This window comes from Bradyrhizobium sp. CW1, from assembly GCF_023100665.1.
In the GTDB taxonomy this organism is placed as follows: Bacteria; Pseudomonadota; Alphaproteobacteria; order Rhizobiales; family Xanthobacteraceae; genus Bradyrhizobium; species Bradyrhizobium canariense_D.
The window spans coordinates 827,426-841,765 of the sequence record NZ_CP064684.1 but is presented as its reverse complement, the minus strand read 5'-3'; the positions used below and the strand labels follow the sequence as shown (position 1 = coordinate 841,765).

At 64.7% G+C, this 14,340-nt stretch carries 16 protein-coding genes; 7 read left to right on the top strand and 9 right to left on the bottom strand.

Features of this window, described 5'->3' with window-relative positions:
* The first annotated feature begins 56 nt into the window (after positions 1-56).
* Positions 57-746: a TlpA disulfide reductase family protein gene (locus tag IVB54_RS03980; protein ID WP_026232493.1), complete on the top strand. Its 690-nt coding sequence runs from the start codon at positions 57-59 to the stop codon at positions 744-746.
* A gap of 11 nt (positions 747-757) precedes the next feature.
* Here the strand turns inward: IVB54_RS03980 and IVB54_RS03975 are convergent, their stop codons facing one another.
* The 6 genes from IVB54_RS03975 to IVB54_RS03950 form a co-directional block, all read right to left on the bottom strand.
* The gene (locus tag IVB54_RS03975) at positions 758-952 is read right to left on the bottom strand and encodes a hypothetical protein (protein ID WP_007615312.1); all 195 of its coding nucleotides are present in this window, start codon (positions 950-952) and stop codon (positions 758-760) included.
* Positions 953-1,100: 148 nt separating this feature from the next.
* On the bottom strand, positions 1,101-1,982 hold the full coding sequence (locus IVB54_RS03970; protein WP_018453241.1) for a 3-hydroxybutyryl-CoA dehydrogenase: 882 nt from the start codon (positions 1,980-1,982) through the stop codon (positions 1,101-1,103).
* Positions 1,983-2,174: 192 nt separating this feature from the next.
* Positions 2,175-3,119, bottom strand: a complete 945-nt coding sequence (locus IVB54_RS03965; protein WP_018453240.1) for an FAD-binding protein — start codon at positions 3,117-3,119, stop codon at positions 2,175-2,177.
* Positions 3,119-3,868 (bottom strand): electron transfer flavoprotein subunit beta/FixA family protein, encoded by a 750-nt coding sequence (locus tag IVB54_RS03960; protein WP_018453239.1) that lies wholly within the window; start codon positions 3,866-3,868, stop codon positions 3,119-3,121. The genes IVB54_RS03965 and IVB54_RS03960 overlap by 1 nt, the downstream gene beginning before the upstream one ends.
* Positions 3,869-3,992: 124 nt before the next feature.
* The gene (locus IVB54_RS03955; protein WP_018453238.1) at positions 3,993-4,565 is read right to left on the bottom strand and encodes a cob(I)yrinic acid a,c-diamide adenosyltransferase; all 573 of its coding nucleotides are present in this window, start codon (positions 4,563-4,565) and stop codon (positions 3,993-3,995) included.
* 1 nt (position 4,566) lies between these two features.
* Positions 4,567-4,761 (bottom strand): twin transmembrane helix small protein, encoded by a 195-nt coding sequence (locus tag IVB54_RS03950; RefSeq protein ID WP_018453237.1) that lies wholly within the window; start codon positions 4,759-4,761, stop codon positions 4,567-4,569.
* Positions 4,762-4,965: 204 nt separating this feature from the next.
* Here IVB54_RS03950 and IVB54_RS03945 point away from each other — a divergent pair, with 204 nt between their 5' ends.
* Positions 4,966-5,859 (top strand): YihY/virulence factor BrkB family protein, encoded by an 894-nt coding sequence (locus IVB54_RS03945; RefSeq protein WP_026232492.1) that lies wholly within the window; start codon positions 4,966-4,968, stop codon positions 5,857-5,859.
* Here IVB54_RS03945 and IVB54_RS03940 read toward each other — a convergent pair.
* Both IVB54_RS03940 and gluQRS read right to left on the bottom strand, forming a co-directional pair.
* The gene (locus IVB54_RS03940; protein WP_026232491.1) at positions 5,786-7,087 is read right to left on the bottom strand and encodes an ATP-binding protein; all 1,302 of its coding nucleotides are present in this window, start codon (positions 7,085-7,087) and stop codon (positions 5,786-5,788) included. The two genes, IVB54_RS03945 and IVB54_RS03940, sit on opposite strands and share 74 nt — an antisense overlap.
* Positions 7,088-7,191: 104 nt before the next feature.
* Positions 7,192-8,064, bottom strand: coding sequence for a tRNA glutamyl-Q(34) synthetase GluQRS (gene gluQRS, locus IVB54_RS03935; RefSeq protein WP_026232490.1), 873 nt, complete (start codon positions 8,062-8,064; stop codon positions 7,192-7,194).
* A 223-nt stretch (positions 8,065-8,287) separates the two neighbouring features.
* Here gluQRS and IVB54_RS03930 point away from each other — a divergent pair, with 223 nt between their 5' ends.
* Positions 8,288-8,941 (top strand): DNA-3-methyladenine glycosylase, encoded by a 654-nt coding sequence (locus tag IVB54_RS03930; protein ID WP_085361089.1) that lies wholly within the window; start codon positions 8,288-8,290, stop codon positions 8,939-8,941.
* A 98-nt stretch (positions 8,942-9,039) separates the two neighbouring features.
* Here the strand turns inward: IVB54_RS03930 and IVB54_RS03925 are convergent, their stop codons facing one another.
* Complete coding sequence (locus tag IVB54_RS03925; protein WP_018453232.1) at positions 9,040-9,927, bottom strand: LysR family transcriptional regulator; 888 nt, start codon at positions 9,925-9,927, stop codon at positions 9,040-9,042.
* A gap of 177 nt (positions 9,928-10,104) precedes the next feature.
* Between IVB54_RS03925 and IVB54_RS03920 the strand changes: the two genes are divergently transcribed.
* From IVB54_RS03920 to IVB54_RS03905, 4 genes are all read left to right on the top strand, one after another.
* A complete protein-coding gene (locus IVB54_RS03920; protein ID WP_018453231.1) occupies positions 10,105-11,079 on the top strand; it encodes a nitronate monooxygenase family protein in 975 nt (324 codons plus the stop codon).
* Positions 11,080-11,112: 33 nt separating this feature from the next.
* On the top strand, positions 11,113-12,297 hold the full coding sequence (locus IVB54_RS03915) for an ABC transporter substrate-binding protein (protein WP_018453230.1): 1,185 nt from the start codon (positions 11,113-11,115) through the stop codon (positions 12,295-12,297).
* A 22-nt stretch (positions 12,298-12,319) separates the two neighbouring features.
* Entirely contained in the window at positions 12,320-13,828 is a 1,509-nt protein-coding gene (locus IVB54_RS03910) for an acyl-CoA synthetase (protein WP_018453229.1), read from the top strand.
* 179 nt (positions 13,829-14,007) lie between these two features.
* Positions 14,008-14,328, top strand: a complete 321-nt coding sequence (locus IVB54_RS03905) for a hypothetical protein (protein WP_026232489.1) — start codon at positions 14,008-14,010, stop codon at positions 14,326-14,328.
* Positions 14,329-14,340 lie beyond the last annotated feature (12 nt).

The following is a 14,340-nucleotide window of genomic DNA, read 5'->3' as shown; positions in this document are numbered from 1 at the left end:
GCCAGCCGTATTAAGAGGCCTCTGATAGCCATATCTGCGACCGGATGACAAACGATATGCTCGACCCCAACGACAGGCTCGACCAAAGGACAGCACGGTCGGCCACGCGCCGTATCCCCGTGGTCATCGCCACCGTGGTGGTCGGGGGCCTGGCTGGCTTTGCCGCGCTGTACGGGCTGGGCCTGGGCCGGGCCCCCTCCGGCGATCCCGCCTGCCGGGCCGCGGTGAACACCGCACAGAAGATCGCGCCGCTTGCCCATGGCGAGGTGGCGGCGCTGACCATGGCGACCGCACCGCTAAAGCTGCCGGACCTGGCCTTCGAGGACGCCGACGGCAGGCCGAAGAAGCTGTCGGATTTCCGCGGCAAGACGCTGCTGGTGAACCTCTGGGCCACCTGGTGCGTGCCCTGCCGCAAGGAAATGCCGGCGTTGGACGAGCTCCAGGGCAAACTTTCGGGCCCGAATTTCGAGGTGGTGGCGATCAATATCGACACCCGCGACCCCGAGAAGCCCAAGACGTTTCTGAAAGAGGCCAATCTCATCAGGCTCGGCTATTTCAGCGATCAGAAAGCCAAGGTTTTTCAGGATCTTAAGGCGATAGGCCGGGCCTTGGGCATGCCCACCTCGGTGCTGGTCGATCCTCAAGGCTGCGAGATCGCGACGATCGCGGGGCCGGCGGAATGGGCGAGCGAGGATGCGCTCAAGCTGATCCGGGCTGCGACGGGCAAAGCCGCAGCGTCGTTCTAAGCGATGATGTTTTAGGCGGTGACGTTGAGGTTGCTGCCGACGCCAGCGCCGACATTGGCAAGCGAGGGCTGTCCGGCGCCGAGCAGCGTCAGGACGGTGGATTTCTCCGCATCCGCGTTCTGCTTCATCAGCGTCGCCGAGATATTCGACTGCAGCGCGCCTTGCTGAGAGGCCAGCATGCTGCTGACCATCGCCATCATGTCCATTACGCAAACCCTCGTACCGGCGGTAACCTAGAGGCGGGCGGTTAACGGGACATGAATTGTCGCGAGTCGCCGTAAGGTAGGCTTTCTCCGTCTCCCGGCTCTGCTGCGTATCGCTAACGCGCTGCGCAATGTCCCGGCACGAAACCCCTTATCTCGTCGGAATCGGCTTGGCGCCGCGGTAGTCGTAAAAACCGCGCTGGGTCTTGCGACCGAGCCAGCCCGCCTCGACGTATTTCACCAGCAGCGGGCACGGGCGGTACTTGGAGTCGGCGAGGCCCTCATGCAGCACCTGCATGATCGACAGGCAGGTATCGAGGCCGATGAAATCAGCGAGCTCCAGCGGGCCCATCGGATGGTGCGCGCCGAGCTTCATCGCCGCGTCGATCGCCTCGACGTTGCCCACGCCTTCGTACAGCGTGTAAATCGCCTCGTTGATCATCGGCAGCAGGATGCGGTTGACGATGAAGGCCGGGAAATCCTCGGAGACCGCGACCTGTTTGCCGAGCTTGCCTACGAATTCCTTTGACGCCTCGAAGGTCTGGTCGTCGGTGGCGATGCCGCGGATCAACTCCACCAGTTCCATCAACGGCACCGGATTCATAAAGTGAATGCCGATGAAGCGTTCGGGCCGGTCAGTGGCGGCGGCCAGCCGCGTGATCGAGATCGAGGAAGTATCGGAAGCGACGATCGCCTCGGGCTTCAACACAGCGCAGAGATCGTGAAAAATCTTGCGCTTGACCTCTTCCTTCTCGACGGCGGTCTCGATCACGAGATCGCAGTCCGCGAGATCGTCCAGCTTCTCGCCGGCTACGATACGCGCCATCGCCTTGGCTTTGTCGTCCTCGCTGACGGCCTTCTTGGAGACCTGGCGCGTCAAATTGCCGTTGATCGTGGCCATGCCTGACTTGAGGCGGTCGGTCGAAATATCGTTGAGCACCACGTCGAAGCCGGCCAACGCAGCGACATGCGCGATGCCATTGCCCATCTGCCCCGCGCCGATCACGCCGACCTTCTTGATTACTGCCGCCATAATGTCATCCACCGGAACGGCGCGCTATCAACCGCGCCTGCCTATCCCCCTGAGCCGGGAGGTCTGATTTAATCAGAACCCGGCCTCGAAACCTAGATTGGATCGCTTCGAAGGCGTGTCCCGCGCCAAAGAAAACGCCTCAAAAAGCAACACCGGCCGGAGTTTATAGCTCCGGCCGGTGTTTAGCGCGTTTTACTTGCCGAGCTTGCCGAGTTCGGCCGTCAGCTCCGGAACCGCTTGGTAGAGGTCGGCGACCAGGCCGTAATCAGCGACCTGGAAGATCGGCGCGTCCTCGTCCTTGTTGATCGCGACGATCACTTTGGAGTCCTTCATGCCGGCCAGATGCTGGATCGCGCCGGAAATGCCGACCGCGACATAGAGCTCGGGGGCCACGACCTTGCCGGTCTGGCCGACCTGCCAGTCGTTCGGCGCATAGCCCGCATCCACCGCCGCACGCGAAGCGCCGACACCGGCGCCAAGTTTATCGGCGAGCGGCTCGATGTACTTTGCGAAGTTCTCGCGGCTCTGCATGGCGCGGCCACCGGAGACGATGATCTTGGCCGAGGTCAGCTCGGGACGGTCACTCTTCGCGACCTCCTCGCCGACAAAGGACGACAGGCCCGGATCGGCCGCCGCCGCGACGCTCTCGACCGACGCGCTGCCGCCTTCACCCGCTGCGGCGAAGGTGGAGGTGCGCACCGTGATGACCTTCTTGGCGTCCTTCGACTTCACCGTCTGGACGGCGTTGCCGGCGTAGATCGGGCGCTCATAGGTGTCGGGGGCGATCACCTTGGTGATCTCCGAGACCTGCATGACGTCGAGCAGGGCCGCGACGCGCGGCATCACGTTCTTGAAGCGCGAGGTCGCGGGCGCGACGATGGCGTCATAGGACGGCGCCAGCGAGACGATCAGCGCGGCCAGTGGCTCGGCCAGATCGTGCGCGTAAAGCGCGCCGTCGGCGAGCAGCACCTTCTTCACACCGGCGAGCTTTGCGGCGGCGTCCGCCGCGGCCTTGGCGTTCTCGCCGGCCACCAGAACCTCGACGTCCGCGCCGAGCGCGGCCGCCGCGGTCAGGGCCTTGTTGGTCGCATCCTTGAGCGACGCATTGTCGTGTTCGGCAATCAGAAGCGTCGTCATCAGAGCACCCCGGCTTCGTTCTTGAGTTTCGACACCAGCTCGGCGACGTCCTTGACCTTGACGCCCGCCTTGCGGCCCGCCGGCTCGGTCGTCTTGAGAACCTCGAGGCGCGCGGTGAGATCGACGCCATAATCGGCGGCAGTCTTGTCCGCAATCGGCTTCTTTTTGGCCTTCATGATGTTCGGCAGCGAGGCGTAGCGCGGCTCGTTGAGACGGAGATCGGTGGTGACGATCGCCGGTCCCTTCAGCTTCACGGTCTGCAAGCCGCCGTCGACTTCGCGGGTGACCTTGAAGTCGCTGCCTTCGACCTCGAGCTTCGAGGCGAAGGTCGCCTGCGACCAGCCGAGCAGCGCGGCCAGCATCTGGCCGGTCTGATTGCTGTCGTCGTCGATCGCCTGCTTGCCGAGAATGATGAGGCCCGGCTGCTCTTCGTCCGCAATCTTCTTCAGGATCTTGGCGACCGCGAGCGGCTCGACCGCACCCTCGGCCTTCACCAGGATGCCGCGATCGGCGCCCATGGCGAGACCGGTGCGGATCGTTTCCGACGCCTGCGCCGGTCCGATCGAGACCACCACGACTTCGGTCGCCTTGCCGGCTTCCTTCAGGCGCAGCGCTTCTTCGACCGCAATTTCGTCGAACGGGTTCATCGACATTTTGACGTTGGCGAGTTCAACACCCGATCCATCGCTCTTGACGCGGACCTTGACGTTGTAATCGACCACCCGCTTTACCGGCACCAAGACCTTCATCGATCCTCTTTCACTCAATCTGGGAGGGGGTTATCAACTGGCGCGGAACCTAAAGGCCTGATCCGGCCCGGTCAACGCGCGAAGGGGTCTAATTTTGGCGCCCAGAAATGCGCGGCCCAATGGGTCAGCGATTCTGGCCCGGAACCCAGAGCACGTCGCCGGCGCCGTCTTCGTTGACCGCGCGGCTGGCCACGAACAGGAAGTCCGACAGGCGGTTCATATACTGGATGCCAGCGGCACCAACAGGTTCTTCCGGCCGGGCCGCCAGTTCCACCATCACGCGTTCCGCCCTGCGGCAAATCGTACGGGCGACATGGAGGTAGGCGGCGGCTGGCGTGCCGCCCGGCAGCACGAAGGAGGTCAGAGGTGCCAGCTTGTCGTTGAGCGCGTCGATGTCGCGCTCGAGCCGCTCGACCTGGCTTGCCACCACCCGCAGCCGCTCCGCCTTGCCCTCACGTTCGGGCACCGCGAGGTCCGCGCCGAGGTCGAACAGATCGTTCTGGATGCGGCCAAGCATCGCGTCGAGCTCGGGCGCATCCCCGGTGTGAAGCCGGACCACGCCGATCGCAGCATTGGTCTCGTCGACAGTCCCATAGGCCTCGATGCGCAGATCGTATTTCGGCCGGCGCTCGCCCGAGCCGAGCGCTGTCGTGCCGTCGTCACCGGTTTTCGTATAGATGCGGTTGAGCACGACCATGTTAACGCCCCATCGCCCACACGGCGGCCATCGCGATGACGATCGCCACGAACTGAAGCAGCACGCGCCAGCGCATCAGCTTCTGCGAGGTGTTGGGCGAGCCGCCGCGCATCATGTTGATGAGACCGAGCAGCAGCACCAACGCCACGGCGCCGACCGCAATCGGCAGGATGAAAGTACTCAGGAGAGATGCCATTCGAGGGTAAATAACACCCTCCGCGCCGGTCCGCCATGGCGTTCCCGATCTGGCTTTTAAGCCAATAATATCAGAAGCTAGCTGGATGAATCTGGATTTGCGCCAATTGCCTATCCTCTTGACCTATCCCCGCCTGCGGGGAGAGGTCGGAATGCGTTTCCCGCGCGCGGGAAGCGGAAGCAGCAACAGCAGTGCAGGTGGTGCGTGAAGGCAATCCGCACCATCTACCTTGTCGTAATGGACGCGTTCTACACGTTCCTCGCCGATGACGGCTGGGCGATCGCGAGCCACATCGCGCTGTCGACGCTGATGGCGCTATTCCCGTTCCTGATCGTCCTGACATCGCTCGCCGGCTTCTTCGGCTCCAAGGAACTCGCCGATCAGGCTGCGAGCCTCATGCTCCAGGTCTGGCCCAAGCAGGTCGCGGATTCGATCTCGGGGGAAGTCCACGACGTGCTGACCACGACCCGCACCGGCCTATTCACCATCGGCGCGGTGCTGTCGGTCTACTTCGCCTCCAACGGCGTCGAGGCGCTGCGGGTCGCACTGAACCGCGCCTATGCGGTCGTGGAGATGCGGCCCTGGTACTGGCTACGGCTGGAATCGATCGCCTACACGCTGATTGCGGCCTTCACCGCGCTCGCCATGGCATTCCTGATCGTGCTCGGGCCGCTGCTCATCGAGGCCGCGCGTGCGCACATCCCGCTGTTCGTTGAATCCAACGAGAGGATCCTCACCTGGCTGCGCTACGGCATCACCGTTGGCGCGTTGGTGGTGGCGCTGATGATCCTGCATACCTGGCTGCCGGCGGGACGGCGCCGGTTCCTCCAGATCCTGCCCGGCATCGTCTTCACCATCGTGGCGTCGCTGATCTCGGGCATCGTGTTCGGGCAATATCTGGCGCGCTTCGCCAATAATTACGTGACGATGTATGCGGGGCTCGCCTCGGTGATCATCGCGCTGGTGTTCCTGTATTTCATCGCCGCGATCTTCGTTTACGGCGGCGAGCTCAACGCCGCGATCATCAAGTCGCGGCTTCCTCACGGCGTGTCGCTGCAAGCAGCGCAGTCGCTAGCGCCCGCGGAGACACAGGCTTGACCAGAAAGGCGTCGGCGCCGGCCTCGCGTGAGGCGACTTCATCTTCGCCCCGACCTGACACCCCGATGATGGGGATCTGAGCCAGCGGCGTCGCCATGGTGCGGATCCGCCTGATCGCCTCGACGCCATTGATGCCCGGCAGCACCATATCCATCAGCACCGCGTCGAAGGCGCCCTGCGCGAGCCGGTTCACCGCGTCCTCGCCGCGCCCGATGAACTCGGCATGATGACCGAGTTCGGTCAGGATGGTGTTGAGCACAACGCGGCCGAACGGATTGTCCTCGACGCTGAGCAAGCGCAGCGCCGGAACCGCATCCATCTCGGCTTCGCCCTTCGACTTGCGGGACTTGCCCGATCCCGTGGCACACACCGACACCGTCAATGTGAAGGTGGCGCCACCGCCGGGCCGAGGCGCGACCGTGATGTCGCCGCCCATCGCGCGCGCCAGTTGCTTCACCGACGACAGGCCCAGTCCGGCGCCGCCGAAGCGCGAGGCAATGGTGACATTGGCTTGGGTAAACGGCCGGAACAGCCGTTTGATCTCGGCCATGGTGAGGCCGATGCCGCTGTCGGACACCGCGAAGGCGACACCGACGCTGCCTTTGCCCTTTGCTTTGCCTTTGCTCTTGGTCTTGTCCTTGCTCTTGACGGAACGCCAAGGCGCGACCGTGAGCGCCACGCCGCCGTGCTCGGTGAATTTCACGGCATTGTCGATCAGGTTCTCGAGCGCGGCGCGCAGGCGGACGGGATCACCGACCACCAGCCCCGGCAGCTTCTCCGAGATATCGACCTCAGCCTGGAGACCCTTGGCCGCGGCGCGACCGGCCAGCGAATCGCCGGCGTTGCGGGCGAGCGTCCGCAGGTCGAACAAATCCTGCCGCAGCGAGCTTCCACCCCCGACCCCCTTCCCGGTCCCCTTGCCACTTCGGGCGGCATCGACGAACAGGGTGGCAAGGTTCGCCAGATGCTCGGCCCCGGCCTTGATCGTGTCGGCCCAGCGTCTTTCCCGTTCCCCGAGATCCGAAGTCGCGAGCAGGTCGCTGATCGCGAGAATGCCGGTCAGGGGGGTGCGGACCTCATGGGCAAAGGCGGCAAGCGCGGCTTGGACGACGTCCAGCTCGACCCGCTTGGTGCTGCGCTTGCGCAACCGGGCAGTCGGCCCGGAGCGCTTCCGAGCCACTCGCTTGGACGTCCCCGTAGTGCGCGCTGCGCGCGTTTTCGCCGCCATAACTCCCCTTCGAAGTATCCCCTTCGAACCCCGCGCTGTCAGGCGAGCATGGCACGGCGGAACACCCGGAGTCACGGCGCCGTTTGGCTAACCCCCAGAGAAACTTAACCTAATCCCACCAACCGGCGGATACCGGCCGGCGTGGCGCCGCCGGCGCGCAGTTCACGAAGGCCGGTCGAGCTGGTTGATTTCGACAGCTTCCGGCCGCGCTCGTCGCGAAGTAGCCCGTGGTGGCGGTAGACGGGTTCGGGCAGGTGGAGCAGAACCTGAAGCAGACGGTGGACCGAAGTGGCGTGGAACAGGTCCTGGCCCCGCACGATCTCGCTGATGTCCTGGAGCGCATCGTCGACAACAACGGACAGATGGTAGCTCGTCGGCGTCTTCTTGCGGGCCACAATGACGTCGCCCCAGGCTTCTGGCCGCGCCGGGACGACGCCACGCTCACCATCCGGCCCCTCGCCCAGTTCGTTCCAGCTCAGGCCCACAGCGCGGCGGCAGGCGGCTGCCATGTCGAGCCGAAGCGCGTAAGGCGCACCGGTGTCGATGAGGCGGTCGCGCTCGTCCGCGGACAGCGATCTGGCGGCGCCGGGATAGAGCGGCACGCCGTCGGGATCGCGCGGCCACGGCCCATCCGCTTCACGCGCCTTAACCAGCCTTGCGATCTCGGCGCGGCTTTCGAAGGCTGGATAGACCAGGCCGAGCGCCAAGAGCCTGTCCAGCGCCGTCCGATACGCATCGAGATGCTCCGACTGCCGCCGCACCGGCGTCTCCCAGGCGATGCCGAGCCAGGCGAGGTCTTCGTAGATCGCTGTCTCATATTCCGGCCGGCAACGCGTCGCGTCGATGTCCTCGATCCGCAGCAACAGCCGCCCACCGGTCTCGCGCGCGCGGTCGGAATTGAGCAGCGCGGAATAAGCGTGGCCGAGATGCAGGTAGCCATTCGGGCTGGGGGCAAATCGGAAAACGGGTGGCGACATGCTTCGGAACTCATCATGGCCGGGCATAGCCGTCTAGACGGATGGCGTCGCTTCCGCTCGCCTGTGTCCCGGCCATCCACGTTCTTCGGAGCGGCGCACCGATCGTGTCAAGGTCCCCGAGAATGCGATGATCACCAGCCGTGCTAACAATGATGCACGTTGGAAAGACGTGGATGGCCGGGTGGAAGCCCGGCCATGACGCCGGAGAGAGTTGACGATTGCCATGACCATCCACCTCGAAACCCAATCCGATCTCGAAGAGGCCGTCCACGCGCTGGTCAAGCGCGATCCGCGCCTGAAGCCAGTGCTGGCGACTGCCGGCATGCCGGCGTTGCGGCGGCGCGAGCCGGGTTTTGCGGGGCTTGCCCACATCGTCTGCGGGCAACAGCTCTCGACTGCGAGCGCCGCGGCGATCTGGGGACGGTTGTCCGCCGCGTTCGATCCGTTCGACCACGAGGCTGTCCGCCGCGCCCGCACCGACCGGCTGGGGCGGCTCGGCCTGTCCGCCGCCAAGATCAAGACGCTGAAACATCTCGCGCGCGAGATCACCGCAGAACGGCTGAACCTCGACGTGCTCGCGGAAGAAGACGCTGATGCCGCGCATCACACGTTGATCGCACTGCCCGGCATCGGACCCTGGACCGCGGACGTCTATCTGCTGTTCTGCCTCGGCCATGGCGACGCCTGGCCGGCCGGCGACCTCGCCGTGCAGGAAGGCATCCGCATCGGGCTCGGCTTGCAGGCGCGGCCAACGGAGAAGCAGATGGCGCCGCTCGCCGAACCCTGGCGCCCCCTGCGCGGAGCGGCGGCACATCTGTGGTGGAGCTATTATCGCGCGGTGAAAAAACGCGAAGGCGTCATCGCGGGATCAACCTAGAGCTAGTTCCGTTCCGATGGAATCGGAACGGGGCTCTAGTGTTTTGTTTTGACGCGTTTTCTTGACGCGAACCGGTGTCCACTTCGCTCGAACACGCTCTAGCCCCGCAGCCCGACGCGATCGGTCCGGGCGCAATCGGCGACGAAGTCGATGACGGCCCGCACCGCCGGCAGTTCGACGAGGTCGGGATGGGCGAGCAGCCACAGGTCCGCCACGCTGGCGAGCTTCTGCGGCGCGACACGCACAAGATCGGGATAGCTTTCGGCGACAAAGCACGACAGGGCGGAGATTCCGAGTCCGGCGCGGACCGCCGCCAGCATGTCGCCCTGGGACGAGCAGCGCATCACCACCCAGGCCTGACGCGTGACGACGTCGCTCCAGCGCGCAAGCTGGAGATTGGAGGTCTGATCGGCGAAACCGATGACGCTGTGCCCCTTCCACTCGCCGCGCCGTTCCGGCAAGGACCGCCCGCCGGCGTAGCCGCGCGAGGCGTAGAATCCCGTGCCGAGACGGCCGATCTTGCGGCCGACCAGATTTTCCTCGCCGCTGTCGAAGGGCCGCAACACCACGTCCGCCTCGCGCCGGCGCACGCTCGCCGGAAACGGATGGGTGATGATCTCGAGCTGGACGTGATCGTGCGCGCGCAGGAACGCAGGCAGGCGCGGCATCAGCCAATGCGAGGCCAGCGTTGCGCCGATCGATAGCTTGACGGTCCCGCGCGCCTTATGCCCTCCGGCCGAGACTGCCGTCTCCGCCCGCAGCGCGGCCGCCGCCATTACCTCGGCGTGCTCGCGCAGCGTCCGTCCATCCGCCGTCAGCGCAAGGCCGTCGGCGGCACGCGCCACCAGCCTGGTGCCGAGCTGGGCTTCCAGCGCCGCAATCTTGCGGCTGACGGTGGGATGGCTGCTGTGCAGCCGGCGCGCCGCGCCGGTGAAGCTGCCGGTATCGGCGACCGCGAGGAAGGTCTTGCAAAGGTCCCAGTCCATGAGCGGCCTCTGTTCAAATCTGAAAAGTCGTCCGTTCAATATTGAACGATAAGAGGCCCCACTCCAACCCCTATAATGACGTCAAATGAAACATGGGCGGCAACTCGCCCGCGACAATCAAAGAAGGAAACGCCTCGTCATCCGCCTGCCGGCGGGCTGCGTTTCCGGGAGGACATCATGGCGCTGCCCGCTCTCTTGAAGGATTCGCTCGAGCTGCCCGTGGTCGGCTCGCCGCTCTTCCTCGTCTCCGGCCCTGAGCTGGTGATCGCCCAGTGCAAGGCCGGCGTGGTCGGCTCGTTTCCGGCACTCAATGCCCGTCCGGTGGAAAAGCTCGACGAATGGCTGAGCCGCATCGAGGACGAACTCGGCGAATACAAGTCGCGCAATCCCGGCAAGAAGGTCGCACCCTACGCCGTCAACCAGATCTGCCACGCCTCCAACGACCGGCTGATGAAGGACATGGAGACCTGTGTGAAGCACAGGGCGCCCATCATCATCACCTCGCTGCGACCGCCCGCCGAGCTCGTCGAGGCCGCACACTCGTACGGCGGCCTCGTGTTCCACGACGTCATCAACGTCAAGCACGCGCGCAAGGCCGCCGAGCAGGGCGTCGACGGTCTGATCCTGGTCTGCGCCGGCGCTGGAGGACATGCAGGAACGCTCTCGCCTTTCGCACTGGTACGCGAGGTCAAACAATGGTTCGACGGTGCGATCCTGCTGTCGGGCGCAATCAGCGACGGCTTCGCGATCGCCTCCGCGCTGACGCTGGGCGCCGACCTCGCCTATATGGGCACGCGCTTCATCGCGACGAAGGAAGCCAACGCTGACGAAGCCTACAAGTCGGCGCTGACGCAGCACACCGCGCATGACATCGTCTACACCAACCTCTTCACCGGCGTGCACGGCAACTATCTCGGGCCTTCGATCGCCGCGGCCGGGCTCGATCCGGACAATCTGCCGGCGGCCGACAAGACGAAGATGAATTTCGGCTCCGGCGGCAACATGAAGTCCAAGGCGTGGCGCGACATCTGGGGCTCGGGCCAGGGTATCGGCCAGATCGCCGACGCGCCGCCGGTCGCCGAGCTCGTCGACCGGATGAAACGGGAATTCGACCAGGCCCGACAGGATTTCCTGATGCGCGTCAGCGCCTGACGTCTCGGACCGACAATAAAACGGGAGGACACCATGAAGCTGGCAGCCGCACTGATCGGGATGTCGTTGCTGATGCTCGCCGGCGGCAGCGCCCATGCCGAAGGCAGCGACGAGATCCGCATCGGGCAGACCCTGCCCTACAGCGGCCCGGCCTCCGGCTTCGGCGCGATCGGACGGACGCAGGAAGCGTTCTTCGAGAAGGTCAATGCCGAAGGCGGCATCAACGGCCGCAAGGTCAAGTTCATCACGCTGGACGACGCCTATTCGCCGCCGAAGACCGTCGAGCAGACCCGCAAGCTGGTGGAGCAAGAAGAGGTGCTGATGATGTTCGGCTCGCTCGGCACCGCCACCAACAGCGCCGTGCAGCGCTATCTCAACGCCAAGAAAGTGCCGCAGCTGTTCGTGCTCTCCGGCGCCACCAAATGGGCCGATCCGCAGAAGAACCCGTGGACCATGCCGGGCATGGCGGCCTACGAATCCGAGGGCGTGGTCTATGCCAAATACATTTTGCAGGCCAAGCCCAACGCCAGGATCGCGATCCTCTCGCAGAACGACGATTTCGGCCGCGACTATGTCGCCGGCTTCAAGCGAGCGCTCGGGCCTAAGGCCGCAAGCATGATCATCGCGGAAGCGAGCTACGAGACCAGCGCGCCGACGATCAGCTCGCAACTCTCGACCTTGAAGGCCTCGGGCGCCAACGTGCTGTTCGGCGTCGTGCTCGGCAAGTTCACCTCGCAAATGGTCAAGGGCGTGGCCGAGATCGGCTGGAAGCCGGAGCTGTTCTTCGTGCCGACCTCGGCGTCGTCGATCTCTTTCCTGGAACCGGCAGGGCTCGACAACGCGGTCGGCCTGATCTCGTCGAGCAATCAGAAGGACACGATGGACCCGCAATGGGTCGACGATCCCGGCGTGAAGGAATACTTCGCCTTCATGAAGCGCTACATGCCGGCCGCGGACCTCTCCAACTCCAACTACGCCGCGGGCTATCACTATGCCACGCTGCTGATGACGGTGCTGAAGGGGTGCAAGGATGATATCAGCCGCGACAACATCATGCGCCAGGCGGCCTCGTTGAAGGATGTGAAGCTGCCGCTGCTGCTGCCGGGAATGGCGGTTACGACCGGCCCCGACGACTATCTGCCGTTCCAGCAGCTTCAGCTCCGGCGCTTCAATGGCAAGAGCTGGGTCGGCTTCGGCGACGTGCTGGATGATCGCTAGACGAGCGGGATGAGGAGACGCCATGATCATCAGCGGCGAACGCCAGATCAGCTATGACGACATCCGGGCTCGGATCAGGCGGGCGATGAGCGGCTTCCGCGCCCTGGGGCTTGCCGAGGCCGCGCCGGTCGCGATGATGCTGCGCAACGATTTCGCTCTGTTCGAGGTGGTTGCGGCCTCGGCCGCGCTGGGCAGTCCGGTGGTGCCGATCAACTGGCATTTGAAGGCCGAGGAGGTCCGTTACATCCTGGCCGACAGCGGGGCGAAGATCCTGGTCTGCCACGCGGATTTGCTGCCGCAGATCCGCGACGGCGTACCGGCGGATGTCCTTCTCCTGGTCGTCGCGACGCCGCCCGAACTCGCAGCGACCTTTTCGATCCCTGGGGAACTGACCGAGATCCCGGTGGGACTGACCGATTGGGACCGCTGGCGCGACGACCATCCGCAAGCGCAGGAGCCGCCGCGGCGGGCCGCAGCGATGATTTATACATCCGGCACCACGGGCATGCCGAAGGGCGTGCGGCGCATGCCGATGCAGCCCGAACAGGCGGCCGCCTCCGAACGCGTGGGCGGGATCGCCTATGGCATCAAGCCGCGGGAAGACCAAATCGTGCTGATCAACGGCCCGATGTATCACTCGGCGCCGCATTCCTACGGCATGCTGGCGTTCCGCAGCGCTTGCACCATCATCCTCCAGGCGCGGTTCGATGCCGAGGAGCTGCTGGCGCTGATCGAGCGCCACCGCGTCACGCACATTCACATGGTACCGACCATGTTCGTCCGGCTGCTGCGGTTGCCCGAAGCGGTCAGGCAGCGCTACGACCTGTCGTCGCTGCGTTTCGTCGTGCACGGCGCCGCCCCCTGCCCGCCGGACGTCAAGCGCGCCATGATCGACTGGTGGGGACCGGTCATCAACGAATATTTCGGCTCCACCGAGACCGGGATCCCGGTGTGGCACTCGGCCGAGGAAGCACTGAAGAAGCCTGGCACGGTCGGCCGCCCCATCGAAGGCGGCATCGTCAGGATCTTCCGCGATGACGGCAGCCCGTGCGGTGCAAACGAAGTCGGCGAAATCTACATGCGCCAGACGTCAGTGCCCGATTTCGACTATCACGGCAGGTCGCAGGCAAGGGCCGAAGCCGGCCGTGACGGCCTGGTCAGCGTCGGCGACGTCGGTTATCTCGACGCGGACGGCTATCTGTTCCTGTGCGATCGCAAGCGCGACATGGTGATCTCCGGCGGCGTCAACATCTATCCCGCCGAGATCGAGAACGTGCTGATCGGAATGCCCGGCGTGCGCGACTGTGCCGTGTTCGGCATCCCCGACGCGGAATTCGGCGAACGGCTGTGCGCCTTTGTCGAGCCTGAATCGGATGCCGAGCTCTCGGCCGACGCCGTCCGATCGTTCCTGCGCGGGCGGCTTGCCAATTTCAAGGTGCCAAAGGACGTCGAATTCCGTGACGCGCTGCCGCGCGAGGCCACGGGAAAGATTCTCAAGCGCAAGCTGCGGGAGCCCTATTGGACGATGTGAGGACAGGCAACGCCGTCCGAGAGTGCGGGACCGCATAAACGGGAACGAGTGGCAATCGTTCCTGCGCCTCTCCAATATTCGGCAGATTGAAGACGCGCGCTTCCGTCGCAAATGGAAGAGCAACCAATTCGAATCTCGCCTGTTGTCGACCGGCACAATCAACAGCCGGAGAATAAAAAATGTCTCGTCTCACCATGCTCGCCGCAGCTCTGCTGCTGCTCGGATCAGCGCCTGTCAGTGCACAGTCACAGCCTGCGCAGAGCGGGCCGGGCAACAACGCCGTCAACAGCTCTGATCACAACAACTCCAACGCACCGGTCGCGGGCCGCAACAGCTTCACCGAGGGCCAGGCGAAGTCGAAGATCGAGGGCGCGGGTTATTCCAATGTTTCCGGACTGCAAAAGGACGACAACGGCGTCTGGCGCGGCAAGGCCGACAAGGCCGGGACCAAGGCGGACGTGAGCGTCGATTTCCAAGGCAACGTGAACCCCGCCAAGTAAGGAGGATGAAAC

Coding starts and splice junctions, on each gene's coding strand:
- IVB54_RS03980 (WP_026232493.1), top strand. CDS start 57: ATGCTCGACCCCAACGACAGGCTCGACCAAAGGACAGCACGGTCGGCC.
- IVB54_RS03975 (WP_007615312.1), bottom strand. CDS start 952: ATGGACATGATGGCGATGGTCAGCAGCATGCTGGCCTCTCAGCAAGGC.
- IVB54_RS03970 (WP_018453241.1), bottom strand. CDS start 1,982: ATGGCGGCAGTAATCAAGAAGGTCGGCGTGATCGGCGCGGGGCAGATG.
- IVB54_RS03965 (WP_018453240.1), bottom strand. CDS start 3,119: ATGACGACGCTTCTGATTGCCGAACACGACAATGCGTCGCTCAAGGAT.
- IVB54_RS03960 (WP_018453239.1), bottom strand. CDS start 3,868: ATGAAGGTCTTGGTGCCGGTAAAGCGGGTGGTCGATTACAACGTCAAG.
- IVB54_RS03955 (WP_018453238.1), bottom strand. CDS start 4,565: ATGGTCGTGCTCAACCGCATCTATACGAAAACCGGTGACGACGGCACG.
- IVB54_RS03950 (WP_018453237.1), bottom strand. CDS start 4,761: ATGGCATCTCTCCTGAGTACTTTCATCCTGCCGATTGCGGTCGGCGCC.
- IVB54_RS03940 (WP_026232491.1), bottom strand. CDS start 7,087: ATGGCGGCGAAAACGCGCGCAGCGCGCACTACGGGGACGTCCAAGCGA.
- gluQRS (WP_026232490.1), bottom strand. CDS start 8,064: ATGTCGCCACCCGTTTTCCGATTTGCCCCCAGCCCGAATGGCTACCTG.
- IVB54_RS03930 (WP_085361089.1), top strand. CDS start 8,288: ATGACCATCCACCTCGAAACCCAATCCGATCTCGAAGAGGCCGTCCAC.
- IVB54_RS03925 (WP_018453232.1), bottom strand. CDS start 9,927: ATGGACTGGGACCTTTGCAAGACCTTCCTCGCGGTCGCCGATACCGGC.
- IVB54_RS03920 (WP_018453231.1), top strand. CDS start 10,105: ATGGCGCTGCCCGCTCTCTTGAAGGATTCGCTCGAGCTGCCCGTGGTC.
- IVB54_RS03915 (WP_018453230.1), top strand. CDS start 11,113: ATGAAGCTGGCAGCCGCACTGATCGGGATGTCGTTGCTGATGCTCGCC.
- IVB54_RS03910 (WP_018453229.1), top strand. CDS start 12,320: ATGATCATCAGCGGCGAACGCCAGATCAGCTATGACGACATCCGGGCT.
- IVB54_RS03905 (WP_026232489.1), top strand. CDS start 14,008: ATGTCTCGTCTCACCATGCTCGCCGCAGCTCTGCTGCTGCTCGGATCA.